Here is a 21,761-nt window from a genome sequence, read left to right as displayed (position 1 = left end):
CGAATCCCCCTGATTTCCGCCGCTTCCACCGCTTTTTTTGCGCGGCGGTTGCTCTCGGCTCCAAACTGATTTAGAAGCATTCTAAATGTAGTGTCAGGCCACGTTTGGCCTGAGGAAATTGGAGTGGACCATGCAGGGCGATCCCAAAGTCATCGACTATCTCAACAAGGGCCTGCGCAGCGAGCTCACCGCGATCAACCAGTACTGGCTGCATTACCGGCTCCTGAACAATTGGGGCCTTTTGGAATTTGCCAAGGTCTGGCGCAAGGAATCCATCGAGGAGATGGAGCACGCCGACAAGTTCACCGACCGGATCCTGTTCCTCGACGGCTTTCCCAACATGCAGGTGCTCGATCCCCTGCGCATCGGCCAGAACGTCAAGGAAATCATCGAATGCGATCTGGCCTCCGAGATATCAGCGCGCACGCTCTACCAGGAAGCCGCAACCCACTGCCATAGCGTCAAGGACTACGTCTCACGCGACCTGTTCGAACAGCTGATGAAGGACGAGGAACATCACATCGATTTCCTCGAAACCCAGCTTGATTTGATCCAGCGCATCGGCCTCGAGCTCTACACGCAGAAGCATGTTGGCGGATTGGAGAACGGGGACTGAGTCCATGCTCTCAATTTAGTATTTAGGGCGCAACTCCATCCAATTCGTCATGGCCGGGCTTGTCCCGGCCATCCACGTCTTCGTCGCCGCGAAACTGTTAAGTCGTGGATGCCCGGGTCAAGCCCGGGCATGACGGCGAGAGAGCTGCGCGAATTGCTGGGCGGTTACTACAACTGCGTCTTGTAGCGCTCGTAGATCACGTCCTGGCTTTCGCGCTCGCCGAGGCCGGTCTGGTCGTGGATCACTTCGCCGATGCTGGGCATCACCGAGCGCTCGACCCGCTCACCTCCCCACAATTTCGAGCGCATCAGCGCCTTGCCGCAGTGGAAATAGGCTTCCCTGACGTCGATGCGCAGCACCGCGCGCGGCGGCTTGCCGAACTCCACCATCGACGCCATCAGCTCCGGATCGACAGACACTTTGCCCTTGCCGCCGACGCGCAGCGTCTCGTCGATCCCCGGCACGAAGAAGATCAGCTGCACGAAGCCACTTCCTTCGACGATGTTGCGAAAACTGTCGATGCGGTTGTTGCCCGAGCGATCCGGCATCAAGAGCACGTTCGGTCCCGCGACATGGATGAAGCCGGGATTGCCGCCGCGCGGCGAAGCATCGACGCTGCCGTCCGTGCCTGACGTCGCCAGCACGCAGAACGGCGACATGCCGATGAATTTCTTCGCATGGACGTCGATCTCCGGCCGCGCCTTTGCGATGACGCGCGGCGAGGGCGCGGGATAGATCGTGGCGAGGTCGTCGGCGGCAAGATCGGACAAGGGCGGCTCCTCAGGTTTCGCGCAAAGGTTATCATCTCGCGGCACGGGCGTCATCTTGAGAGAATCTAGGCCGCATCCGCCGGCACAAAGCAGCTGATGATGATGCCGCCGCGATGATGCACGTACCAAACCACGGCTTCGCCGATCGGGTTGCCCTGATCGCGAATGATCGCGCGCTCGGGCACCTGCATCCATTGGCCCTCGATCGGAACCCAATAGGCGCCGGCGCGAACGTCGTAGGTGGTGCGATGCCCGTCTGAAACATCGCAACAGGGCACGCCGTTCGGCGCGATAACGCTCTTGAACCAGGCGCGGATATCAGGCGGCACATGATCGAACTGGCCCCTGTCGACGGCGAGCGCCGCGCTGGCCAGCACCGGCATAAGGGCGATCAAAACGAATTGCGCGAGCCTCCGCATCCGATCCTCCGCTGTGTTGCCCTTGTCCTCGCGAGCATGCGACCCACGAATCGCATCGAGGGCAATTCAACCGGACTCCGGTTGGGGATGCGCGCTCAAATAATATGCGATGAGACCGTTCCCGAATTGATGCGTTGCGAAATCGGAACTTCCGGCCGGTCGTCCGGTACACGGTTTTGATGCGCGCCGCGGCTGGCTCAACACGCACCGAACTGATGGCTGCCTCTAATAGGGGCAGCACGAACGTGCTATCGATCTCGCGTGAGGATTCGTGGCGAGCTGGCCGAGCCAGCACAGCCGCTCCACGGTCATCATCACGATTGGAAACGCGTTGGGCACGAACACGAAGATAGCGATAGGCTTGCTTTCACCCGTGGGACTGCTGTTTGCGCTCCCCGTCTTGCTCTGGGCCTTCAGCTTTACCGAACGCTTCGGGCTGGAGAAATGCAGCATCGGTTCGATTAGCGGTGCTGAATACCAGAACCTATTGTCGCGGGCCGGCGCACAAAGCTGGACGGTGTGGCCTGGCCTGTCGAATGGGGTGTTCTGGCCATCGGACAGGGGCTTTCGCGGTCCGACGGAATCTTTCAACAGCAATCTAAATGATCGGCTGCTCTCGCACATCAGAGAGCTGGCCGGATCCGATCCGTCCGTTGATCGCCAACTGGCCTCGGCCCATGCCGTGATGCGCAGCATGGGCGCTGAATACGTCCAAACTCTGGAAGTGCCGGACATCCGCCGGGATCGCGCCGGTTCGCGCGTCCGTTTCACATACTACTTGCCTCAGGTTCGTTTCGCGCCTGTGTGTGTTCTTTGCCTGATATGGTCGTACACGACCCTCGACGTGATCTTTTCGCGTGAACTTGCCACCGACCGTTACGAGTTGCAGGCAGTGAACGTTCTGCATGCTGGCCTGAAAGGTAGCCCCGACAAAAATCGCGCGCGCAACGTCCCATGGGGTAGCTGCCCCGAGTTTCGATGATCCCTTCACAACGGATGATCGGATTGAGAAATGGATAGCAACGCAAACTGCAGGATCGCAGGTTGATGCGGCGCGAAATCAATGCTGCTTTGTCGCGCGCCGTTTGGTGGAAGCCTTCGGCGCGACGTTGTTCCAGGCCATGCCGAGTGCGCTCCTCAGCGTCGCTGCATCGGCCTTGGCCAGCCGCACATTGGTATTGCCGTGCTTGCCCCATCCGCCCGGCACCGGACGGAAGATTTCCGGCTCGGCCTCGACCAGCACCGATTGCTGTTCGGGCGTTAGCTTGACCACGCCCCATTTATCATCGGGATAGCCGAGCGTTGCGAAGATGCGTTTTCCGACGCGGAAATCGGCATGGCCTTGATGCGATCCTTCGACAGCTCCCGGGAGAGCGAGCGCCACACGGCGAAAATGGTTCGACGACATCGCGCACTCGTTTCAACATTTGGTCAGCTTACATCGCCCGCTGCGGCGCGGTCTGCAGCAATTCCTGCAGTTCCTTCTTGTAGAACTTCGCATTTCCCGTCGTGAGATGGCCGCGCGTCTCGGTGGAGGCTGATATCAGGAACAGGCGGCCGTTCTTGACGCGTTTCAGCGCCGCATCGGTGACGCCGGTTTCCGGCGGATTGCGCTCGTCGTCGGCGGCATTGATCAAGAGCAGCGTGGCTTCGATCTTCTCCAGCGACGGCGCCGGATTGTAATCGTGCGAGGCTTCCCACTGGTAGACGAAGTCGTTGGCGTCGGCGGTGATGGCCGTTGCCAGCCGGTCGTCGACCATCTTGTCGGCCTTCGCCGCCGTCGGCGCCAGCGCCTGATAGGCCAGCGTGCCGCCGCCGGTCGCGATGCCATAGGCGTTGATGGCGTATTTCATCATGCGCGGCTGGGCGGTGTAATTGCCGCCATTGTAGTCGGGATCGTTCCTGATGGTCTCCAGCATCATCCGCCGCAGCATCCAGTTGCGCGCCGCCATCTCGGTCGGCTGCGACGCCATCGGCACCAGCGCGTCCATGAATTGCGGATACTTGCCGCCCCAGATCCAGGTGTGCATGCCGCCCATCGAATTGCCGATCACGAGCCGCAGATGTTTGACGCCGAGCCCTTCCTTGACCAGGCGATACTGCGCGTCGACCATGTCCTCGTAATTGTATTTGGGAAATGCGGTCTTCATGCCGTCGGAGGGCTTTGACGATTTGCCGTGGCCGACGCCATCCGGAATGATGATGTAGTATTTGGCGGCATCCAGCGGCTGGCCGGGACCGAACAGCTCGCCGCCAAAACCCGGCGTCAGCATGCTGGCGGCTGAGCCGCCCGAGCCGTGCAGCACCAGGACCGGCTGTCCGGTCGGCTCGCCAATGGTGGTGTAGTGCAGCCGCAGTTCCGGCATCGTCTCGCCGGTGTGGAATTTGAAATCCCTGGCGATCCACTCGCCCTGTCTGGGCGCCGGATAGTCCGCGGCGAAAGCGGTGACGGAGGTCAAGGCAAGGGCGGCCGACAAGGCAGCGTACGGAAAATTCATGATGGTCTCCCCAAGGGCGCGGCTGTCTTGTGCGCCGCTTGCGGGCAACCTTATCACACCGGCTATTTCCGTCACCAGATCGGCGATAATGCGAGCCGCCTAGCCCTCCACCTCGGTTTCTGGCCGGTCATTGCCGGCGGCGGTCTCCGAGTGCCATCGCCCATCCGGGGTTTCGTATTCGATCACCTCCGTGCGGCCCGGCACCCGCTGCTCGGCCGCCACGCGCCGGGCGGCTGCCAGCGCCGTGGCGCGGTTCGGAAACGGCTCGGAAAACACGCCGTTGACGGTGTAGGCCCAGCCGCCGTCATGCTCGACGATCTTGTAGGTCACATGGGTCATCGGGAACTCGCTGGTTGCAGGTGCCGACGGGGGTGAACGCGCCGCGTGATCCATGACAGAATAGGCCACGCCGTCGGATTTTGCACCGGCCGTTCGTCCTTGACCGACGGCTGGTGCAGAGGAGAGAAATCATGTGCCGCAACATCAAGACCCTGTTCAATTTCGAGCCCCCGGCCACGCACGCCGAAATCCATGCTTCCGCGCTGCAATTCGTGCGAAAACTCTCCGGCTTCAATTCGCCGTCGCAGGCCAACGCCGAGGCGTTCAACCGCGCGGTTTCCGAAGTGTCAGACAGCGCACGCCGCCTGCTGGCTTCGCTGCAGACCAATGCGGCGCCGCGCGACCGCGAGGTCGAGGCCGAGAAGGTGAGGGAGCGCTCGCGGGCGAGGTTCGGCTAGGGGCGTTGATTAGTTTGAAGGTCACTGTCGCGGCGTGACCGGACGCCGATCAAGCACGTTACCGTGACCTTCCCGTAGTCGACACGCACGGGTTGCGCAATGAGCCGGCCTTGACCGACCTTCAAACAAGTCGATTCTATCGTGCGACGATCTCACAAACGCCCCGGGGCCGCTGCGCTCCTGCCTCCCTTCCGTCAAACCAGCATCGCCTCTTCCCTCAAGAATTTGGAAGAACCGTCGGTGGAGGTACCAATGTTATACTCGCAAAGCCCACCACTGACGGCCGAAGAACCTTCGTCCGGCGGGCTTGCGCGCGATCCGGACGCCCGATCCGATCATCGCATTGGTAGACGGCGCATGAAGCCGTCGATCGATCCCCATCACTACCGCTTCGGGGAGGGGCCGCTGGCGAGCGGCCGGCCGTCGATTGGCAGGCGAATATTCCGCACCCTTGCCCGGTTCTCTATTGCGGTTCTCATCGGTGTCGGCGCCACGCTTGGCTGGCAGTCCTACGGTGATGCAGCAAAGGAGATGCTGATAGCCCGGGCTCCGATGCTGGCCTGGGTGCTATCCGTTTCGACGACGAAGTCGCCAGTCGTGGCCGCAACTTCCACTGACCCGATGCAGCAGCTTGCGCCCTTGGCGTCCAATCTCGATGTCGTGCGGCGAAGCGTGGAACAACTCGCTGCCAGGCAAGAACAGATGGCCCAGAACATTGCGGCACTAAAGGCTGTTGAGGAGGACATCAGACAAAAGATGTCATCCATGCCTCCGGCCCCGGCCCAGCAGACGGCCTCGATCCCGCAGCCCAAACCTCCGCAACCCAAGGCGCAATCATCGGCCATACAGTCATCGTCGGTGCCTCGCCCGCCGCCTCCCGCCGGACCACAGTTCTCGCGCTGACGGCGCAGATTGCTGGCGGCGAAATTGATCAACGCCTTTCCTTTTGTGACCCGGTCAACTTATGGCGACCGGCCCTCCCGCCTCAGTTCACTTCGAGCTTCATTTTGAGGGGTTATCACCGCGCTCACACAACGTCGGTGGCGCTCTCCTCTGCGACCGTCGCTTCCTACTCGGGATGCGCGCCATGACTGCTGCTGGGGCACGTTGAGACATGCCGACCGGTTCTGAAGATGTCCGTTGATCGGGGCAGACCGGAAGTGATCAGTACACCGTCAATGCGACGCGAATGACCCACATCGGACATTGCACCCGCTTCATCCAAAATTGAGCATTCGGCCCGATTTCGGTTGACACATCTCTTCTATACAACCAAGTGGCTTTGTAATTCGCTGCCCTGTGGAGATTTGACTGGAGCCGTTTTTGACCGGAGCGGACATCCGACCTTTGGGCTCGCCAGAATTAGCATTGCGTCATGCCGAGCGGTAAGGAATGCAGATGTCACCGGGTAGAACAAACCGTTCCTTTTCTCGTTTCTGCATTGCAGTGGTTGCCTGGTCCCTCGCAGCGCCGTTGGTTGCCGCAGTCGCGCAGCAGGCGCCGCTCGATCCGGCAGCCTATTTCATCTCGGGGGTAGCTCCGGGCACGCACTTACAGGTATTCATCAATCACGCGCGCCAGCAGTTCCGCGGCTCCGACATCGACATGGACGGTACTGTTAGCCAAGCCGACGCTCGCATTCAGGACGAGACGTGGCCGACGGGCGTCTGGCGCCCGGTGCTTGAGGAGTTGGCGCGTTATGATCTCGACTTTGATGGCATAGTCACTCGTGACGAGATCCTTATGGGCGTGAGCCGGCGTATTCGGCGCCATGCCTATATTTTTCCGAGCGGGGGGGATTCCGAGGAATCTTTAAAGCAGCGCATCGAGCAAGATGTCGTGCGACTTGCGCGGGCCGATCGCAATGGCGACGGCCGGATCGAATGGGACGAGATGCTGGCATTCGCCCGTCAAACGCCGGTCCCACCTAACAGCGTCGGCGGATCGATTATGAGCACGATCCTTTCCATGGATGAAGATCGTGATGGGTCAGTTACGCGCGAAGAGTTCGATAGAGCCATTGAGCGCATCTTCCGACTGGTCGATACAGATCGGGATGACGTCTTGTCCAAGGAGGAGCTCGACACCTTTCGAGGGCGCAAGTAGCTCAGACCACACGCGACTGGGCACGATGTCCGGAAGTGGCACTTTTCGGACCTCACGCCCTAGCTGCCCGGTTCCGGCGCGGCGTGATGCGCCTCACGGTGCGGCGCGGCAGTGGCTTCCATGATGGCATCGGATGTCAGCCATCGGAGCGATGTCATGGATCAGGCAAGGCGATTGAAGCTCGGCGCGATTTTCTTCACCATCTTCTGGATCGGCGGGATGCTGTGGTGGAGCGGCGAGTATCATCCCGCCTACATCATCCTTCTTGGCGTTTGCGGAGCCCTCGGAGGCTTTCTCTGGTACCTCGCCATGCGCTGGGTGTTTCAGCACATGTGCCTGCTTTCGCCGAACGGCGATCACGGCGCCGGCAGCGAGACGCCGTGATGACGCGCGTGTTCGGCTGGGCGCTGCTGATGCTGTTCACGGGCCGCATGGCTGCGCGGTATGGTCGACCCGCTGCTTTCGGCTGATAACTGGCACGGGATGCTTTCGGGGCTGTTCGTCGCCGTGACGTGGCCTTCCCAGACATGGTCGCTGCGCGGATTCGCAGGTCATCACCTCGTTGAGCTGTTTTCGTTGCCGGGTCATGTGATCGGCCGATGACGCCTTCGTCGATTGCGGCTATTTTCCCTCATACATGATGAAACCGGGCAGGTTGGCCATGCGATCTCTCGCCGTTCTCGTATTCGTCCTGACCTCGTCGGCGTCCTTTGCCGCCACATAGATCATCGACACGTTCGGCTACAGGGAATGCCCGCGCCAGTAGAAGCTCACTGCAACGATCAGCCCGCGTCCCACTTCACCGGCAGATTGAGCAACCCGCGAAACGCCCAGCCGCCGATCCGCACCGGCTCGCGCTCATCCAGCCGCAGGTTCTTCAGTCGCGCGAAGGCGCTCGGCAGTGCGACGTCGGCCACCATGGCGCGGGAGGCGAACGCGCCGGCGCAATAATGCGGACCGGCGCCGAAGGCGATGCTCTTCTGGGTGTCGCGGGTGATGTCGAAGCTATCAGGCTCGGCAAAGCAGGCCTCGTCGCGATTGGCCGAGCCGAACATGAAGAACACGCGGTCTTCCGGCTCGAAGTCGATGCCGCCATATGACCATGGCTTTGCCACCCGGCGCGGCGACATCTGGATCGGCGCGATCCAGCGCGCATACTCCTCGAACGCGTCGAGCCACTTTGCCTTGCCGTCCTGAATCAGCGCGAGCTGCTCGGGATGCGTCAGCAGCGCCCAGATCGCGCCGGCAATTGCATCGCGCGGCTCGTTCTGGCCGCCCGAGATCGCAAGCTTGATGTTGGCGCGGATGCTTTCCATGTTCTGGCCGGAAGCCAGCAGCACGCTGAGGATCGAGGTGTTCGGGTGTTTCTTCACCACCGGAATCATGTCGTCGATCGCGGCGTCGATGCCAGCGGTCGCCGCGTGGCAGCGCGCCTCCACCTCCTTGTTGCCAGTGTAATTGGCGATGCCGTCGATCATCGCCTGCGACCACGCGTCCATGTCCTGGTAGCGCATGTTGGTCAGCCCGGTGACATCCTTCAGGCATTCGGCCGACAGCGGCAGCGCGAGCGCTTTACAGAGATCGGCTGCGCCCTGCGGCACCAGCTCGTCGAGGATGCGGTCGGCGTGGGCCTGAAACTGCCGGACCCAGGTGTCGCGCACCGTGCGTGGCGAGACGGCGGGAAACATTGCCTGCCGCTCCGTCATGTGCGCGTCGCCGTCCTTGCGCATCATGTTATGGCCCATCAGCACATTCATCAGCCCGTTCGGCTGGTGCGAGGAGAACACGTCGATGCGCTTCTCCTGGGTGAAGATGTCGCCGCGGCGGGTGAACACGGTGGAGCCGAGCTGCGGCACGAACGCGATCGGCGCCTCCTTCCGCATCTTCGCGAGCGCGGGATAGGGATCGGCCCAGAAGGAGGGGACGTCGATGTCGAAATGCGGGGCGTTGGACATGATGTGCTCACACAGCTCGGTAACCGCCATCGACCATCACGATCGATCCGGAAACGTAGGCCGACAGATCGGAGGCGAGGAAGATCGCGGGGCCGACGATGTCTTCCGCGGTGCCGGCGCGCCCCAGCGGGGTGTGATCCATGAATGTCTTCACCAGGTCTGGATTGTTGGCGCGGGCGTTGGCGTTCAAGGGCGTTGCGATGAAGCCCGGGCCGATCGCGTTGACGCGCACACCTTCCTTGCCGAGTTCGGCGGCGAGCGCCTTGGTGAAGCCGAGCACGCCGTGCTTGGAGGCGGTATAGGCCGGCGAGCTCGGCGTGCGCACATGCACGAAGGACTGGATCGAGCCGATATTGACGATGCGTCCCTTGCTGGCGCGCAACGGTGCGAGGAAGGCATGCGTCACGTTAAAAACACCCGTGAGGTTGATCGCGATGATGTCTTCCCAGTCGTTGATCACGGCCTCCGCCGCGCCCAGCATGCCGTTGCGGCGGACGATGCCGGCATTGTTGACGAGAATCGAGACCTGCCCGACCTTGTCGGCGATCTGCCGCGCCATCGCGACGCAGTCCTCGCGTCTGGCAACGTCGAGCGCAAAGCTTTCGGCACTTCCGCCGGCGTCGCGGATTTCCTTCGCGGCTTCCGCCGCCGCCTTCTCGTCCCTGTCGAGCAGCACGATGCGCGCGCCCTCGCGGGCGTAGCCGATCGCGATCGCGCGGCCGATGCCGGAGCCTGCGCCGGTGATGACGGCGATGTGATTTTGGAGAAGGGGCATGCGGCGTTTCCTCTGCTTTTGGTTTTGGCGGAGGATAGCAAGCGTACCCGTTAGTACAAGATGGTAGGTCCGTAGGATGGGAGCGAAGCGAAACCCATCGATTGGTAGAACGCGGCGCGTTAGCCCGGTTACCCGAGTGAGTAGCGGGCAAGGCGAGAAGGTTCAAAGGCGCAAAGCGAGATGGAATGGCTTAGCGAAATCCCCGCGCGCTGCTATGATTCAGGCCCGGCAGCGGGCGATGCCAACGTCGTGGTTGAAGGAGACGAAGCATGATGCAAGCAGCAACCCCACGGCGCGCGTCAAGCCTGCGCAGCCGCGCAAGCGCGGTGCTGACCCTGCTGTGCGCGGTAGCCGCATTGTCGTTTCAATCGGGCGGATCGCCGGCGGCCGCGCCGATCGCTGTAGCGGTGGCGGATTTCGACTATTTCGACACTTCCGGAGAGGTCGCGGACCAGAGCGCGGAGCATCGCGCGCGCGTGGCGTCATTTGCCGCGTTGCTGCGCGATAATCTGGCGGCCCAGGGCGATTATCGCGTGGTGCCGATCGAATGCCCCGATCATCCCTGCACCGCCACCAGCATGTCGCAGGATGTTTTCATCGCAGCCGCCCGCCGGGCCGGCGCCCGGCTGGTGGTCTATGGCGGCATCCGCAAGATGAGCACGCTGGTGCAATGGGGCGAGATCCAGCTGCTCGATCTCGAAGCCGAGAAATTGTTGATGCGGCGAACGGTGACATTCCGCGGCGACAACGATGCCGCCTATCGCCATGCCGCCAATTTCGTCGGCGATCAATTGAGGGAAACGATGCCCAAGCCGTGAGGTAATCCGCCCTACGTCTTCGCCTACGCTTTCGCCAGTGACGCAACAGCTTCGATCTCGATCAGCATCTTCGGATCCGGCAGCGCCTGCACCACGCAGGTGGTGCGGGCGGGGTAGGGTGCGGGTCCGAACGCCGAGGCATACAATACGTTCATCGTGGCGACGTCGGAGGCGCGCGTCAGCAGCACGTTGACCTTGACGAGATCGCGAAACGTCGCGCCGGCCTCGTCGAGCACGCGCTTGATGTTGGCGACGACGAAGCCGAACTGCGCCTCGAAACCATCCGCCAGCGCGCCCTTGTCGTCAAAGCCCGGAATGCCGGAGATGAACAGAAGGTCGCCGGTGCGCGCGGCGAACGAGAGCGGCGGGGACTTGATGCCGGCGGGCGGCGCGAAATGCTGGATCGGGGCCATGGGACACCTTCATGAACGGGTCGGTGCTTTGAGCCTAGAGCCTATTCCGTTCCGATGAAATCGGAACGGGGCTCTAGATTTCTGATTTGACGCGTTTTCTTGACGCGAACCGGTCTCCACTTCGCTGGAAAACGCTCTAACGCGCCGCTGCCTCGCTGGAAAGGCAGCGGCGCGGCGCTTGCGACCCGCCGATAGGTGTGAAGGTCCCGCCCGTCAGTCCAATTCGCCAGACACGAAATAGCGCGAGACGCGCCCCGTTGAAGTAATGCAGTTCACAGGTCGGCTCTTTTTGTTCGTGCAATCGTGATGAAATTATGTCGGATGCACGGCGCGGGATGCCGTGCGCCGTGCAGCGCATAAGGCGCCGAATACACTTTGCCCCTTGCGCCGATCGGTTACAATCCGATAGTTGCGACTCAATCTGCGCCGCAAAGCCTGCCCGACACTTTTCGATTTGCAAGACCTCCGGAGATACCATCCATGAAAATGCCATCCGTCATTCGCGCTACCGTGCTTGCGTTTGCGGCCCTGACCGGCGTCACGCTGTCCTCCGCCGCGCATGCCGACGAGGGCTTTGTGCAGCTCACGATCTACAAGGCGGGATGGATTATCGGTGGCTCCGGCGGCAGCGGCGTGCTGAACTTCCACGGGCGGCGTTATCCGCTGTCGACCGGCGGTCTCGACTACGGCCTGGTGTTCGGCGGCTCGAAGACGGTGCTGCGCGGCCGCGTCAGCAACATTTATCGCCCCTCCGATGTCGCCGGTGTCTACGGCGCGGCCGGCGCGGGGCTTGCGGTGGGCCGCGGCGCGCGCGCCATCGTGCTGACCAACCAGAAGGGCGCGGTGCTGGAATTGACCGGCCACCAGGTCGGCTTGATGGCGAACGCGGATCTCAGCGGTTTGGCGATCACGATGCGGTAGAGTTTCGTAGGGTGGGCAAATGCGCGAAGCGCCGTGCCCACCATCCAGCACTCCGCGCGGAATGGTGGGCTTGCGCTCTGCCCTCCCTACGGCGCCGGATCAACTTGGTAGACACCTGGCGATGAACCGCGAACAATTGGTCGCCGCCTATACGACACCTGGCCGCCACTATCACAACCTCACGCACATCGAAGACTGTCTCGGCGCGCTCGCGCGCGTGGAAAATCTTTCGGCGCTCGATCGCGAAATTCTGTCCGCGGCGATCTGGTGGCACGATGTCGTCTACGATGCGACTCGTGCGGACAATGAAGAGTTCAGCGCGCAGCTGGCCGAACAGCACGTCCGCGAGGATATTCGCCAGGAGGTCGGCCGCCTGATCCGCCTGACAAAGACGCATGATGTGCAGCCCGATGATCGGCTGGGCGCGATCCTGATCTCGATCGACCTCAGCATTTTGGGCGCGGAGCCCGCGCGATACGACGCCTACGCCGCGGCGATCCGGCAGGAGTTCATCCATGTGCCGGAGCGCGACTATCGCGCCGGCCGCGCCAAAGTGCTCAGCCAGTTCGCTACGCGGCCGGTCATCTTTCCCGAAGCGGCCTTTGCCGCGAGATATGACCGGCAGGCTCGCGAAAACCTTGCGCGCGAACTGGCTTCGTTGCGCTGATCGCGCCGCGGCAAGCGGTGCGCCCGCCGCGGCGGCGACGATTACCTCACCCCGAGAAAATCCCGCTTCCCGATCTCGACGCCGTTGTGCCGTAAAATGCCGTGGGCGGTGGCGGCGTGGAAATAGAAGTTCGGGAAGGCGAAGTTGACGAGATATTGCTGGCCCTTCATCGTCATGGTGTTGCTCGGGCCGATCGGGAAGGTCACCTCGCGCGTGTCGCCGCCGTCGAACTGCGCCGGCTTGAACGACTTCACATAGTCGATCGCTTTCGCGATCCGCTGCTGCAGCTCCTCAAAACTCTTTTCCGTGTCCGGCGTCTGTGGCACCTCGCTGCCGGTGAGCCGCGCGCAGGTTTTTGCGGCGAAATCGCAAGTTGTCTGTACCTGCCGCGTCAGCGGATACATGTCCGGATAGAGCCTGGCATTGAGCAGCACTTCGGGCTGGATGTTCTTCGCCTTGCAATGCGCCTCCGCCTTGGTGAGCAGCCCGGAAAGGCTGCCGAGAATCTGCAGGAAAGCCGGCACAGTTAAGTCGTGGAAAGACATGCGATGCTCTTTTCGTGATGTGGAATAACGCCTCGGGAGAATGAGGTGTTTTGCGAGATGGGGAGGCGGCAGGGAAAATACAACGCTTGCCGTCTGCTGATCACAGTCAATTATTCTCCGGCTGTCATCGCCCGCGAAGGCGGGCGATCCAGTATTCCAGAGCAGGTGCGATTTAGCAGATAGGCTGCGGCGTACTGGATTCCCCGCCTTCGCGGGGAATGACAGAGCGGTGGCTACCGCGCCGCGGGCATCACGATGGCGGCTGGCTGCGCCTGGACGCCGGGCCCGCGCATCCGCGCCAACAGCTCCGCCGTCGGCCAGGAATCCGCCGGCAGGCCGTGCTTGATCTGCATCGCCTTCACCGCCGTGCGGCTCAACTGTCCCATCACGCCGTCGACCTTGCCGACATTGAAGCCCGCGCGCACCAAAAGCTGCTGCAATTCCTTCAGCTCATTCAACGGCAGTTGCGCGACCGGCGCGGATGGCTGCCGCATCGGCGGGGCGCCGGCGATGCGGCTCGCGAGATAGCCAGCGGTGGTCGAATAGATCAGCGAATTGTTCCACTCGGTGTAGGCGGCGAAATTCGCGTAAGCGAGAAACGCCGGTCCGGTGCGGCCCATCGGCAGCAGCAGCGACGCCGGCATGTCGTCGTTCGGCAGCGGTCGCCCGTCGGGATAGGTGACGCCGAGCTGCGCGAACTTTGCACGCGACAATTTGATGGTGAGGTCGGCCTGGTCCCACGGAAAATTTTGCGGCGCGCGGACTTCCTGCAGCCACGGCTCGCCGCGCCGCCATTTCATTCCGGTGGCGATATAGTTCGCGGTCGAGCCGATCACGTCGGGCGCGCTGCGCAGCAAATTACGGTGGCCGTCGCCGTCATAGTCCACCGCATAGTTGAAGTAATGCGTCGGCAAAAATTGCGTCTGGCCGAGCTCGCCGGCCCATGAGCCGATCATCTCCGACGGCGTGAGATCGCCGCGGTCGATGATCTTCAAGGCGGCGATGGTTTCCTTGCTGAACATCTCCGAGCGGCGGCAGTCGTAGGCCAGCGACACCAGCGACGGCAGCGTATGCAGCTTGCCCAACTCGGCGCCAAAACTGCTCTCCAGCCCCCAGAACGCGGCGATCACCGCTGATGGTACGCCATATTCCTTCTCGGCGCGCGCGAACGCCGCCGCATGCATCCGGATTCGCGCCTGCGCATTTTTTGCCGCGCCGTCGGACGCCCTGTTCCGCGCGAATTCGGTGAACACCTGGCCGAACACGCGCTGACCACGGTCGCGGTTGACGATGCTTTGGTCGTAGACGAGGTACGGCGCGGCGTCGGCGAGCGCGCGCTGTGACACGCCCTCCGCCAGCGCCTGCTGTTTCAAATCCGCGAGAAAACGGTCGAACGGCATGCCGTTGTGACAGGCCGCCGCGCGGGGCGAGCGCGCAACGGCGGCTGGCTGCTGCCCCGGTACCGGTGCGACCGCGGCCGGCCGGGCCGGCGCTGGTCTGATAGGAGCGGGGGCTGATTGGGCGATTGCGGGTGAGGAAAGGAGAAGCGAAGCCGCGGCAGCAAGCAGGAATCTGAGATGCGGCATCAATGTCACCGGGGGCAATCGTGAATCCGAAGGCCAAGTTCTAGACCGGCGGGCTGGATTAGCCAACGGCCGGGCCTCGGAGCAATCCGGCCCGCAAGCCCCGCCACGCGCATAGGAGCCTGCCGTATCGACCTGATCTCGCAGGCTGTTCCAACTGTTGATCCCCGTGTAGGCTCAGGCCCGCACTGCCGGGCCGGCATAAGGCCGTCGCCCATATGGGGCGGGCAGACAAAAAGGGAGATTGCGGAATCCATGACGGAACTCCGATATCTGGCGCCTGGCACGCTTGACGAAGCGGTCGGCGCATTTGCGAAAGCCGGCAGCGCCGCGCGCATCCTGGCCGGCGGAACGGATCTGCTGGTGCAGATGCGATCCGGCGTGCTCAAGCCCGGCGTGATCGTCGACATCAAGAAAATCCCCGAAATGACCGCAATCGAGCAGACCGCCGATGGCGGCTTTTGCATCGGCGCCGCGGTCTCCGGCATGGCGCTCGCGGAACACAGGAATTTCGGCAAGGTCTGGCCCGGCGTGCTGGAGGCCGTCAACCTGATCGGTTCCAAGCAGGTGCAGGGCCGCGCCTCCGCCGGCGGCAATCTCTGCAACGGCTCGCCCGCCGGCGACAGCGTGCCCGCGATGGTCGCCGCCGGCGCCATCGTCACCGTGCAGGGCCCGGACGGCTGCCGCGAAATGAAGGTAGAGGAGGTGCCCGCCGGTCCCGGCCGCACCAACTTAAAACCCGGCGAGATCCTAGTGAGTTTTACCTTGCCGCCGCGTCCGCCCGGCTCCAGCGATGCTTATCTGCGCATGATCCCGCGCACCGAAATGGACATTGCCGTCGTCGGCGTCGGCGTCAGTCTCACGATCAAGGACGGCACGGTCACATCAGCTCGCGTCGGTCTCGGTGCGGTGGCGCCGACCGTGCTGCTGGTCGAAGACGCCGCGAAAGCGCTGATCGGCTCAAAGCTCGACGATGCGGCACTGGCGAAAGCCGCCGCCGCCTGTTCCGCCGCCTGCCGTCCGATCGACGACAAGCGCGGCACCATCGCCTATCGCACCAGGGTGGCCGGCGTGTTGCTCAAGCGCACCGCCGCGATCGCAGCCCAACGCGCGACCCAGAAGAATTAGAATCGGAAAGTAGTTCATGGCCAAAGTTCACGTCACCACCACGATCAACGGCGAGCCGATGGAATTCCTCTGCGAGCCATCAGACACCATGCTCGACGCGCTGCGCGGTCCGCTGGCGCTGACCGGCTCCAAGGAAGGTTGCGCCTCTGGCGATTGCGGCGCCTGCTCGATCACGCTCGACGATCGGCTGGTCTGCTCCTGCCTGATGCTCGCGGTTGAATCCGAAGGCCACGAGGTCAGGACCATCGAGGGCATGGCGAACGGGGAGAAACTGCATCCGCTGCAGCAGAAATTCCTGGAGATGGCCGCGCTACAGTGCGGCATCTGCACATCAGGCATGCTGGTCGCCTCCGACGCGCTGCTCAAGAAGAATCCGGAGCCGAGCGAGGAGGAAGTCCGCTTCTGGCTCGCCGGCAACCTCTGCCGGTGCACCGGCTATGACAAGATCGTCCGCGCGGTGATGGAAACCGCTGCCGAAATGCGCGCGCAATAATTGCGGGAGACAGCCCAATGAACCTCGTCACCAACAACAAATGGATCGGCCAGCGCACCATCCGTCCCGACGGCATGGACAAGGTCACCGGCCGCGCCCAGTTCGCCGCCGACACCACCATGCCAGGCATGATCTGGGGCAAGGTTTTGCGTAGCCCGCATCCGCATGCGCGCATCAGGGGCATAGACACCTCGAAGGCCGAAAAACTGCCGGGCGTAAAAGCCGTCGTCACCTCGCGCGACATCGTTGATTTCCCGATCGAGAAGGGCGCGGTCATGCTGGGCATCCAGGACATGCGCTGGATGTGCCGCAACGTGATGGCGCGCGACAAGGCGCTGTTCCCCGGCCACCCCATCGCGGCCGTGGCTGCGACCACGGAAGCGATCGCGGCGGAAGCCTGCAAGCTGATCGAGGTCGATTACGAGGTGCTGCCGTGGTCGATCGAGATCGACGACGCGATCAAGAGCGACGCGCCCATCCTGCACGAGTTCAACAAGTTCGACGGCAAGCCCTCCAACATCGCCGGCCGCCTCGAGCACAAGAAGGGCGACATCGCGGAAGGTTTCAAGAAGGCCGACATCGTCATCGAGCGCACCTTCAACACGCGCCCCGTTCATCAGGGTTATATCGAGCCGCATGCCTGCCTGATCTCGGTGGCGCCTGATGGCAAGACCACGATCTGGAGCTCCAGCCAGGGCCAGTTCATGGTGCGCGCGATGACGGCCTATCTCACCGGCATCCCGCAGAGCGACATCCGCGCCATCCCCGCCGAGATCGGCGGCGGCTTTGGCGGCAAGACCATCGTCTATCTCGAACCGCTCGCGACCTTGCTTGCGAAAAAATCCGGCCGCCCGGTGAAGATGGTGATGACGCGCGAGGAAGTGATGCGCGCCACCGGCCCCACCTCAGGCTCGAAGAGCACGGTGAAAATCGGCGCGACCAGGGACGGCAAGATCGTCGCCGCGCACGGCACTTTCTATCTGCAGGCCGGCGCCTTCCCGGGCTCGCCGATCCGCGGCGCCGCGGGCTGCAGCTTCACGCCCTACGACATTCCGAACCTGTTGTCGGAGGGTTTTGACGTCTGCTCCAACCGCTCGAAGGTCGCGGCCTATCGCGCGCCGGGCGCGCCGATCGGCGCCTATGCGGTGGAATGCGTGATGGATGAAGTCGCAGAAGCGCTGAAGATGGATCCGCTCGACTTCCGCCTGAAGAACGCCGCGAAGCAAGGCACCAAGGCGGCGCATGGTCCGGTGTTTCCGCGCATCGGCTATATCGAGACGGTGGAAGCGGCCAAGGCTTCGCCGCATTATGCCGCGCCGCTCGGCGACGGACACGGCAAGCTCAGGGGCAGGGGCGTCGCTTCCGGCTTCTGGTTCAACGCCGGCGGCGAATCCTCAGCCCAGGTCAACATCACCGAAGACGGCAACGTCGTCGTCACTACCGGGCACCCTGACATTGGCGGATCGCGCGCGGGCATCGCCAACATCTGCGCCGAACTGCTTGGCATCGATTACCGCCGCGTCTCCGTCATCATCGGCGACACGCAGACGGTCGGTTTCTCCAACCTCACCGGCGGCAGCCGCGTGCTGTTCGCTTCCTCGATGGTGGTGACGCAGTCGACCGAAAAGATCATCCAGACGCTGCGCGAGCGCGCGGCAAAAATCTGGGAGATCGATCCCGAAGCGGTGAAGTGGGAGAACGGCGCCGCGCATCCGGTGAGCCCGAACGCCGGCCAGTTCGAGCCGCTGACGCTGGAACAACTCGCCGAGAAGGCGCCCGCGATGGGCGGCCCGATCGGCGCCGGCGTGCAGCTCAACACCACGGGCGCCGACGGCGGCTTCGGCACGCATGTCTGCGACGTCGAGGTCGATACCGATCTCGGCATCGCACGCGTCATCCGCTACACCGCCGTGCAGGATGTCGGCCGTGCCATTCACCCCGGCTATGTCGAGGGCCAGCTCCAGGGCGGCGTGGCCCAAGGCATCGGCTGGGCGCTGAACGAGGAATACATCTACACGCGGGAAGGCAAGGTCGATAATCCGGGCTTCCTCGACTATCGCATGCCGGTCTGCTCGGACCTGCCGATGATCGACTGCATCATGGTCGAAATCCCGAACCCGAAACACCCGCAAGGCGTCAAGGGCGTCGGCGAAGTGCCGCTGGTGCCAGTGATGGCCGCGGTCGCCAACGCCATCTACAACGCGCTCGGAAAACGTTTCTACGCCCTGCCGATGTCGCCGCCGAAGGTGCTGGAAGTGCTGGAAGCGCCGACGCGAGAGGCCGCGGAGTAGGGAGTTCGACGGGTATCTCACCACATCGTCATTGCGAGCGAAGCGAAGCAATCCATGTCGCCGCATGGAAAGGATTGCTTCGTCGCTAGCGCTCCTCGCAATGACGATGGAGATCGGCTAAGGCGGGGCATTCCTAAGCATGCGTCGCCCGGATGAGCGAAGCGATATCCCGTACCTTCATATGCCAGTTTGATTCAGGGTTGTTCCGGGGTCGAACTGTTCGGTCCTTGCGCCGCTACTTGCACGAGGACCGCAATCGGCCAGCCAAGTAACCAGCCCACACTGAATGGCACACCGAGGAACATTGAAACAAACATCACTAGGAGCCCACTGTCGCCGGTTGGTGCAATCGCAGGGCTGCTGAACGCGATGCTGAGGACTAAGAGGTAAAGCAAGGGGCCGAACGAGAGGATCATGTAGAGATTCTTGAGCAGGGCGCTGCGCAAAAAGACACGGCTGAGGCACGAGATCAAAAATGCGAAAAACAACACCGCGATGCCCCATGGAGTGATGGCCATCATCAAAATGAACCCGAGAAGGGGAAGCGACTCCACGGCAAGCTCCTTGAAGTATGGGACGCTACGTTTAGTTGTGCTCGCTTAAAATACTGCTATGTTGCGCGAACAAATCTCTTGAAGAGACCTCGATCGTGGATCGGAGCGATGTTTGTCAACAAGCGTAGCCCGGATGAGCGAAGCGATATCCGGGACCTTCATTGTCGTCCCCGCATATCGCTGCGTTCATGCGGGCCTATTGGCCGGCAACGCAAATGAGCGACGTGCTTCCCTACCGCTCCATGGCGTACAACAACGCCTGGGCAAACCACCGGCTGCTCACCGCCTGCGCGCGGCTATCGCCGGAAGAATTCACCGCGAAACGAACCGGCTTCTTTCCGAGCCTGCGCGCCACGCTCAACCACATCCTGATCATCGATCATTTTTACGTCGATGCGATGGAAGGCGGCACGCTCGGGCCTGATGCCTGGACGGATCAGGAGCCTTGCGCAACCGTTGCCGCGCTGAAGGAAGCCCAAGCCGCAGTCGACCGGCGCTTGCTCAACGTCGTCGAAGCGCTCGACGGCGCCGGCCTGCAGCGCATCGTCTCCGTGCATCGCGGCACCTCCATCCAGCGTGAACGAATGGACCGTTTGCTGCTGCATCTGTTCCAGCACCAGGTGCACCATCGCGGCCAAGCCCACAGCATGCTCAGCGGTACGTCGGTGAGCCCGCCACAACTCGACGAGTTTTTCTCGGCAGGTGAAGCGCCGTTACGGGCTACGGAGTTTGAGGAGCTTGGGTGGACAGAGGAGAAGGTCTGGGGCGAGACAGTGAGGCTTGAGCGCAAAGGAGATTGAATTGATCAAGCTTTCCGTTCTCTCAAACGCGGTATTTTTTGCAGCCGTTTCAATCTTTTTGGTGGGCTTCTATCAACAGATGGTTTTCCACCGGGAACGGAAAGGTCGTGCGCCTCATCTGGACGCGCCCGCACGGCTGCTATTTTCAACTCTAGCAATGTACTCACATTCGCTCTCGGAACGGTGTCGGAGCCGTAAAGTATTTGTTGCGCTCGCAAGTGCATTTTTTCTTGCATTAGTTTGGTTCGGTTTGCAGCAAACGTGGCCCGGATGAACGTGGGCGACATTCGGGACCTAGTTATTCCGTTCCCCGCATTGCTCGGGTTATACTTGAATTCGTGGGATAGTATGGTATTCTAGTCAGTATGACCAGAATTCGAGAATCCGCTTCCGTGACCTCTCGCCGCCCAAAGGCCAAGACAGGTAAGTGGCTTTTGCAAGACGCGAAGGCACGCTTCAGTGAACTGGTGCGACGTGTCCGCAGCGAGGGACCGCAGCGGGTGACCGTTCACGGCCGCGACGAAGTCGTGGTGATCTCAGCCGAGGAATTCCGCCGCCTCAAGGGCGATCTCACCGGCGAGGCCCTTATTGCCGCGATGCAGGCGTCACCGTATCGCGATATCGATATCGATATCGATATCGAGCCGGCACGGACGCCAATGCCCGTCCGCAAGGTCTCAATGTGACGAACTGGCTGCTCGATACCAATGTCCTCTCCGAACTGCGGCGTCGCAGACCGGAACGCAGGGTCCTTGCCTTCATCGCAGCTCAGCCACTCGAAAACCTGTATGTCAGCATTGTGACCTTCGCTGAAATCAGATTCGGTATCGAAAGTGTCGCCGACGCGGGCCGCCGCGCCGAACTCAGTGACTGGCTTGCCCATAAGGTGCGCCCGCTGTTTGAGCAGCGCGTGCTCGCGATATCGGAAGATGTCATGTTCAAATGGCGTCTTCTGGTCGAGCATGGACGTAAGGCGCGCCACACATTCTCGCAACCGGATCTCATCATAGCGGCCACGGCGCTTGATCACGGGCTGACTGTTGTCTCGCGCGACGTCAGCGATTATCGAAAGGCGCGGGTGCCAGTGCTCAATCCGTGGCTTGAGCCGTAACGACCGAGAACAAGGAAGCAATCGTGCGGGAGCGCAACGCGAATCCCCCTTCCACTTCACCCTTCCAGTCCATCCGCGCCGTCGACTACACCATTATCCTCGTGCGCGACATGGCGGCGATGCGCCGCTTCTACGAAGAGATCCTCCGCTTTCCGCTGACGCGCGAGCTGTCGGCGGGATGGATCGAATATCAGATCGGCGGCAACACGCTCGCTTTGGCACGGCCGGGCCGGACGGCGAAGGATGCGCCGACGCCTGCCGGCAGCGCTTCGCTGCAACTCGCCTTCAAGGTCGCGGTTGATGACGTCGATCGCTGCGCCGACGAGCTGGTGCGGCACGGCGTCGATCTGCTTGAGCCGCCGACCAACCAGCCTTTCGGCCATCGCACGCTGTTCTTCAGGGATCCCGACGGAAACCTGCTGGAGGTGTACGCGGAGATCTGACGCGACTCATCTCCGTCATGCCCGGGCTTGTCCCGGGCATCCACGTCTTTTTGTGCGGCTCGAAGACAAAACGTGGATGGCCGGGACAAGCCCGGCCATGACGAGCGCGGCGTCACCC

The 21,761-nt window shown here is 62.3% G+C and carries 28 protein-coding genes; 17 read left to right on the top strand and 11 right to left on the bottom strand.

Annotated features, from left to right (window positions below):
- Positions 1 to 130: 130 nt before the first annotated feature.
- Positions 131 to 616 carry a bacterioferritin gene (gene bfr, locus V1293_RS15575; RefSeq protein WP_334510789.1) on the top strand — a complete coding sequence of 162 codons (486 nt, stop codon included), beginning with the start codon at positions 131 to 133 and terminating at the stop codon, positions 614 to 616.
- A 167-nt stretch (positions 617 to 783) separates the two neighbouring features.
- On the opposite strand, the gene V1293_RS15570 is transcribed toward bfr, so the two are convergent.
- Together V1293_RS15570 and V1293_RS15565 are read right to left on the bottom strand one after the other, a co-directional pair.
- On the bottom strand, positions 784 to 1,386 hold the full coding sequence (locus V1293_RS15570) for an MSMEG_1061 family FMN-dependent PPOX-type flavoprotein (RefSeq protein ID WP_334510788.1): 603 nt from the start codon (positions 1,384 to 1,386) through the stop codon (positions 784 to 786).
- Between the two features lie 65 nt (positions 1,387 to 1,451).
- Entirely contained in the window at positions 1,452 to 1,805 is a 354-nt protein-coding gene (locus V1293_RS15565; RefSeq protein WP_334510787.1) for a hypothetical protein, read from the bottom strand.
- Positions 1,806 to 2,076: 271 nt separating this feature from the next.
- On the opposite strand from V1293_RS15565, the gene V1293_RS15560 reads away from it, so the two are divergent.
- Positions 2,077 to 2,787: a hypothetical protein gene (locus V1293_RS15560; RefSeq protein ID WP_334510786.1), complete on the top strand. Its 711-nt coding sequence runs from the start codon at positions 2,077 to 2,079 to the stop codon at positions 2,785 to 2,787.
- 78 nt (positions 2,788 to 2,865) lie between these two features.
- On the opposite strand, the gene V1293_RS15555 is transcribed toward V1293_RS15560, so the two are convergent.
- The 3 genes from V1293_RS15555 to V1293_RS15545 all read right to left on the bottom strand — a co-directional run bounded on the left by V1293_RS15555 (position 2,866) and on the right by V1293_RS15545 (position 4,642).
- Entirely contained in the window at positions 2,866 to 3,213 is a 348-nt protein-coding gene (locus V1293_RS15555) for an MmcQ/YjbR family DNA-binding protein (RefSeq protein ID WP_334510785.1), read from the bottom strand.
- A gap of 28 nt (positions 3,214 to 3,241) precedes the next feature.
- A complete protein-coding gene (locus V1293_RS15550) occupies positions 3,242 to 4,303 on the bottom strand; it encodes an alpha/beta fold hydrolase (RefSeq protein ID WP_334510784.1) in 1,062 nt (353 codons plus the stop codon).
- A 99-nt stretch (positions 4,304 to 4,402) separates the two neighbouring features.
- Positions 4,403 to 4,642: a DUF2188 domain-containing protein gene (locus tag V1293_RS15545; RefSeq protein ID WP_334510782.1), complete on the bottom strand. Its 240-nt coding sequence runs from the start codon at positions 4,640 to 4,642 to the stop codon at positions 4,403 to 4,405.
- A gap of 131 nt (positions 4,643 to 4,773) precedes the next feature.
- On the opposite strand from V1293_RS15545, the gene V1293_RS15540 reads away from it, so the two are divergent.
- The 4 genes from V1293_RS15540 to V1293_RS15525 all read left to right on the top strand — a co-directional run bounded on the left by V1293_RS15540 (position 4,774) and on the right by V1293_RS15525 (position 7,530).
- Positions 4,774 to 5,040, top strand: a complete 267-nt coding sequence (locus V1293_RS15540) for a DUF2277 domain-containing protein (protein ID WP_334510781.1) — start codon at positions 4,774 to 4,776, stop codon at positions 5,038 to 5,040.
- A 252-nt stretch (positions 5,041 to 5,292) separates the two neighbouring features.
- Positions 5,293 to 5,943 (top strand): hypothetical protein, encoded by a 651-nt coding sequence (locus V1293_RS15535; protein ID WP_334510780.1) that lies wholly within the window; start codon positions 5,293 to 5,295, stop codon positions 5,941 to 5,943.
- A gap of 489 nt (positions 5,944 to 6,432) precedes the next feature.
- Positions 6,433 to 7,146 (top strand): EF-hand domain-containing protein, encoded by a 714-nt coding sequence (locus V1293_RS15530; protein WP_334510779.1) that lies wholly within the window; start codon positions 6,433 to 6,435, stop codon positions 7,144 to 7,146.
- Between the two features lie 120 nt (positions 7,147 to 7,266).
- On the top strand, positions 7,267 to 7,530 hold the full coding sequence (locus V1293_RS15525) for a hypothetical protein (protein WP_334510778.1): 264 nt from the start codon (positions 7,267 to 7,269) through the stop codon (positions 7,528 to 7,530).
- A 398-nt stretch (positions 7,531 to 7,928) separates the two neighbouring features.
- Here V1293_RS15525 and V1293_RS15520 read toward each other — a convergent pair whose 3' ends face one another.
- Positions 7,929 to 9,101, bottom strand: coding sequence for a cytochrome P450 (locus tag V1293_RS15520; RefSeq protein WP_334510777.1), 1,173 nt, complete (start codon positions 9,099 to 9,101; stop codon positions 7,929 to 7,931).
- Positions 9,102 to 9,108: 7 nt separating this feature from the next.
- A complete protein-coding gene (locus tag V1293_RS15515; protein WP_334510775.1) occupies positions 9,109 to 9,876 on the bottom strand; it encodes an SDR family NAD(P)-dependent oxidoreductase in 768 nt (255 codons plus the stop codon).
- Positions 9,877 to 10,145: 269 nt separating this feature from the next.
- On the opposite strand from V1293_RS15515, the gene V1293_RS15510 reads away from it, so the two are divergent.
- On the top strand, positions 10,146 to 10,694 hold the full coding sequence (locus V1293_RS15510) for a DUF2380 domain-containing protein (protein ID WP_334510774.1): 549 nt from the start codon (positions 10,146 to 10,148) through the stop codon (positions 10,692 to 10,694).
- Between the two features lie 23 nt (positions 10,695 to 10,717).
- On the opposite strand, the gene V1293_RS15505 is transcribed toward V1293_RS15510, so the two are convergent.
- Positions 10,718 to 11,107 carry a RidA family protein gene (locus tag V1293_RS15505; RefSeq protein WP_334510773.1) on the bottom strand — a complete coding sequence of 130 codons (390 nt, stop codon included), beginning with the start codon at positions 11,105 to 11,107 and terminating at the stop codon, positions 10,718 to 10,720.
- Positions 11,108 to 11,587: 480 nt separating this feature from the next.
- Between V1293_RS15505 and V1293_RS15500 the strand changes: the two genes are divergently transcribed.
- Entirely contained in the window at positions 11,588 to 12,028 is a 441-nt protein-coding gene (locus V1293_RS15500; RefSeq protein ID WP_334510772.1) for a hypothetical protein, read from the top strand.
- Positions 12,029 to 12,149: 121 nt separating this feature from the next.
- Positions 12,150 to 12,695 (top strand): HD domain-containing protein, encoded by a 546-nt coding sequence (locus V1293_RS15495; RefSeq protein WP_442894354.1) that lies wholly within the window; start codon positions 12,150 to 12,152, stop codon positions 12,693 to 12,695.
- 41 nt (positions 12,696 to 12,736) lie between these two features.
- Here the strand turns inward: V1293_RS15495 and V1293_RS15490 are convergent, their stop codons facing one another.
- Both V1293_RS15490 and V1293_RS15485 read right to left on the bottom strand, forming a co-directional pair.
- Positions 12,737 to 13,240, bottom strand: coding sequence for a DUF1993 domain-containing protein (locus tag V1293_RS15490; RefSeq protein WP_334510768.1), 504 nt, complete (start codon positions 13,238 to 13,240; stop codon positions 12,737 to 12,739).
- Between the two features lie 233 nt (positions 13,241 to 13,473).
- Positions 13,474 to 14,826, bottom strand: a complete 1,353-nt coding sequence (locus V1293_RS15485; protein WP_334510767.1) for a lytic murein transglycosylase — start codon at positions 14,824 to 14,826, stop codon at positions 13,474 to 13,476.
- Between the two features lie 252 nt (positions 14,827 to 15,078).
- On the opposite strand from V1293_RS15485, the gene V1293_RS15480 reads away from it, so the two are divergent.
- The 3 genes from V1293_RS15480 to V1293_RS15470 are packed head-to-tail and all read left to right on the top strand — an operon-like array spanning position 15,079 to position 18,735.
- Positions 15,079 to 15,951 (top strand): FAD binding domain-containing protein, encoded by an 873-nt coding sequence (locus V1293_RS15480; protein ID WP_334510765.1) that lies wholly within the window; start codon positions 15,079 to 15,081, stop codon positions 15,949 to 15,951.
- Positions 15,952 to 15,967: 16 nt separating this feature from the next.
- A complete protein-coding gene (locus V1293_RS15475; protein WP_334510764.1) occupies positions 15,968 to 16,444 on the top strand; it encodes a (2Fe-2S)-binding protein in 477 nt (158 codons plus the stop codon).
- Positions 16,445 to 16,461: 17 nt separating this feature from the next.
- The gene (locus tag V1293_RS15470) at positions 16,462 to 18,735 is read left to right on the top strand and encodes a xanthine dehydrogenase family protein molybdopterin-binding subunit (protein ID WP_334510763.1); all 2,274 of its coding nucleotides are present in this window, start codon (positions 16,462 to 16,464) and stop codon (positions 18,733 to 18,735) included.
- A 194-nt stretch (positions 18,736 to 18,929) separates the two neighbouring features.
- Here the strand turns inward: V1293_RS15470 and V1293_RS15465 are convergent, their stop codons facing one another.
- A complete protein-coding gene (locus V1293_RS15465) occupies positions 18,930 to 19,289 on the bottom strand; it encodes a hypothetical protein (protein WP_334510762.1) in 360 nt (119 codons plus the stop codon).
- Between the two features lie 215 nt (positions 19,290 to 19,504).
- Here V1293_RS15465 and V1293_RS15460 point away from each other — a divergent pair, with 215 nt between their 5' ends.
- From V1293_RS15460 to V1293_RS15440, 5 genes are all read left to right on the top strand, one after another.
- Positions 19,505 to 20,089, top strand: a complete 585-nt coding sequence (locus V1293_RS15460; RefSeq protein ID WP_334510761.1) for a DinB family protein — start codon at positions 19,505 to 19,507, stop codon at positions 20,087 to 20,089.
- Position 20,090: 1 nt separating this feature from the next.
- Complete coding sequence (locus V1293_RS15455; protein ID WP_334510760.1) at positions 20,091 to 20,363, top strand: hypothetical protein; 273 nt, start codon at positions 20,091 to 20,093, stop codon at positions 20,361 to 20,363.
- A gap of 91 nt (positions 20,364 to 20,454) precedes the next feature.
- The gene (locus V1293_RS15450) at positions 20,455 to 20,775 is read left to right on the top strand and encodes a type II toxin-antitoxin system Phd/YefM family antitoxin (protein ID WP_334510759.1); all 321 of its coding nucleotides are present in this window, start codon (positions 20,455 to 20,457) and stop codon (positions 20,773 to 20,775) included.
- Positions 20,772 to 21,200 (top strand): type II toxin-antitoxin system VapC family toxin, encoded by a 429-nt coding sequence (locus V1293_RS15445; RefSeq protein ID WP_334510758.1) that lies wholly within the window; start codon positions 20,772 to 20,774, stop codon positions 21,198 to 21,200. Before V1293_RS15450 ends, V1293_RS15445 begins: the two co-directional genes overlap by 4 nt.
- A gap of 23 nt (positions 21,201 to 21,223) precedes the next feature.
- Positions 21,224 to 21,643 carry a VOC family protein gene (locus V1293_RS15440; RefSeq protein WP_334510757.1) on the top strand — a complete coding sequence of 140 codons (420 nt, stop codon included), beginning with the start codon at positions 21,224 to 21,226 and terminating at the stop codon, positions 21,641 to 21,643.
- Positions 21,644 to 21,761: the final 118 nt, after the last annotated feature.

The organism is Bradyrhizobium sp. AZCC 1693 (assembly GCF_036924745.1).
Classification (GTDB): Bacteria; Pseudomonadota; Alphaproteobacteria; order Rhizobiales; family Xanthobacteraceae; genus Bradyrhizobium.
The sequence above is the reverse complement of the archived record's forward strand: the minus strand, read 5'-3'. Positions and strand labels throughout refer to the sequence as shown.

What these genes read in the sequence shown, in the direction of transcription:
- bfr (WP_334510789.1), top strand. Translation starts at nt 131, where the DNA reads ATGCAGGGCGATCCCAAAGTCATCGACTATCTCAACAAGGGCCTGCGC.
- V1293_RS15565 (WP_334510787.1), bottom strand. Translation starts at nt 1,805, where the DNA reads ATGCGGAGGCTCGCGCAATTCGTTTTGATCGCCCTTATGCCGGTGCTG.
- V1293_RS15555 (WP_334510785.1), bottom strand. Translation starts at nt 3,213, where the DNA reads ATGTCGTCGAACCATTTTCGCCGTGTGGCGCTCGCTCTCCCGGGAGCT.
- V1293_RS15550 (WP_334510784.1), bottom strand. Translation starts at nt 4,303, where the DNA reads ATGAATTTTCCGTACGCTGCCTTGTCGGCCGCCCTTGCCTTGACCTCC.
- V1293_RS15545 (WP_334510782.1), bottom strand. Translation starts at nt 4,642, where the DNA reads ATGACCCATGTGACCTACAAGATCGTCGAGCATGACGGCGGCTGGGCC.
- V1293_RS15540 (WP_334510781.1), top strand. Translation starts at nt 4,774, where the DNA reads ATGTGCCGCAACATCAAGACCCTGTTCAATTTCGAGCCCCCGGCCACG.
- V1293_RS15535 (WP_334510780.1), top strand. Translation starts at nt 5,293, where the DNA reads ATGTTATACTCGCAAAGCCCACCACTGACGGCCGAAGAACCTTCGTCC.
- V1293_RS15530 (WP_334510779.1), top strand. Translation starts at nt 6,433, where the DNA reads ATGCAGATGTCACCGGGTAGAACAAACCGTTCCTTTTCTCGTTTCTGC.
- V1293_RS15525 (WP_334510778.1), top strand. Translation starts at nt 7,267, where the DNA reads ATGATGGCATCGGATGTCAGCCATCGGAGCGATGTCATGGATCAGGCA.
- V1293_RS15520 (WP_334510777.1), bottom strand. Translation starts at nt 9,101, where the DNA reads ATGTCCAACGCCCCGCATTTCGACATCGACGTCCCCTCCTTCTGGGCC.
- V1293_RS15515 (WP_334510775.1), bottom strand. Translation starts at nt 9,876, where the DNA reads ATGCCCCTTCTCCAAAATCACATCGCCGTCATCACCGGCGCAGGCTCC.
- V1293_RS15510 (WP_334510774.1), top strand. Translation starts at nt 10,146, where the DNA reads ATGATGCAAGCAGCAACCCCACGGCGCGCGTCAAGCCTGCGCAGCCGC.
- V1293_RS15505 (WP_334510773.1), bottom strand. Translation starts at nt 11,107, where the DNA reads ATGGCCCCGATCCAGCATTTCGCGCCGCCCGCCGGCATCAAGTCCCCG.
- V1293_RS15500 (WP_334510772.1), top strand. Translation starts at nt 11,588, where the DNA reads ATGAAAATGCCATCCGTCATTCGCGCTACCGTGCTTGCGTTTGCGGCC.
- V1293_RS15495 (WP_442894354.1), top strand. Translation starts at nt 12,150, where the DNA reads ATGAACCGCGAACAATTGGTCGCCGCCTATACGACACCTGGCCGCCAC.
- V1293_RS15490 (WP_334510768.1), bottom strand. Translation starts at nt 13,240, where the DNA reads ATGTCTTTCCACGACTTAACTGTGCCGGCTTTCCTGCAGATTCTCGGC.
- V1293_RS15485 (WP_334510767.1), bottom strand. Translation starts at nt 14,826, where the DNA reads ATGCCGCATCTCAGATTCCTGCTTGCTGCCGCGGCTTCGCTTCTCCTT.
- V1293_RS15480 (WP_334510765.1), top strand. Translation starts at nt 15,079, where the DNA reads ATGACGGAACTCCGATATCTGGCGCCTGGCACGCTTGACGAAGCGGTC.
- V1293_RS15475 (WP_334510764.1), top strand. Translation starts at nt 15,968, where the DNA reads ATGGCCAAAGTTCACGTCACCACCACGATCAACGGCGAGCCGATGGAA.
- V1293_RS15470 (WP_334510763.1), top strand. Translation starts at nt 16,462, where the DNA reads ATGAACCTCGTCACCAACAACAAATGGATCGGCCAGCGCACCATCCGT.
- V1293_RS15460 (WP_334510761.1), top strand. Translation starts at nt 19,505, where the DNA reads ATGAGCGACGTGCTTCCCTACCGCTCCATGGCGTACAACAACGCCTGG.
- V1293_RS15450 (WP_334510759.1), top strand. Translation starts at nt 20,455, where the DNA reads ATGACCAGAATTCGAGAATCCGCTTCCGTGACCTCTCGCCGCCCAAAG.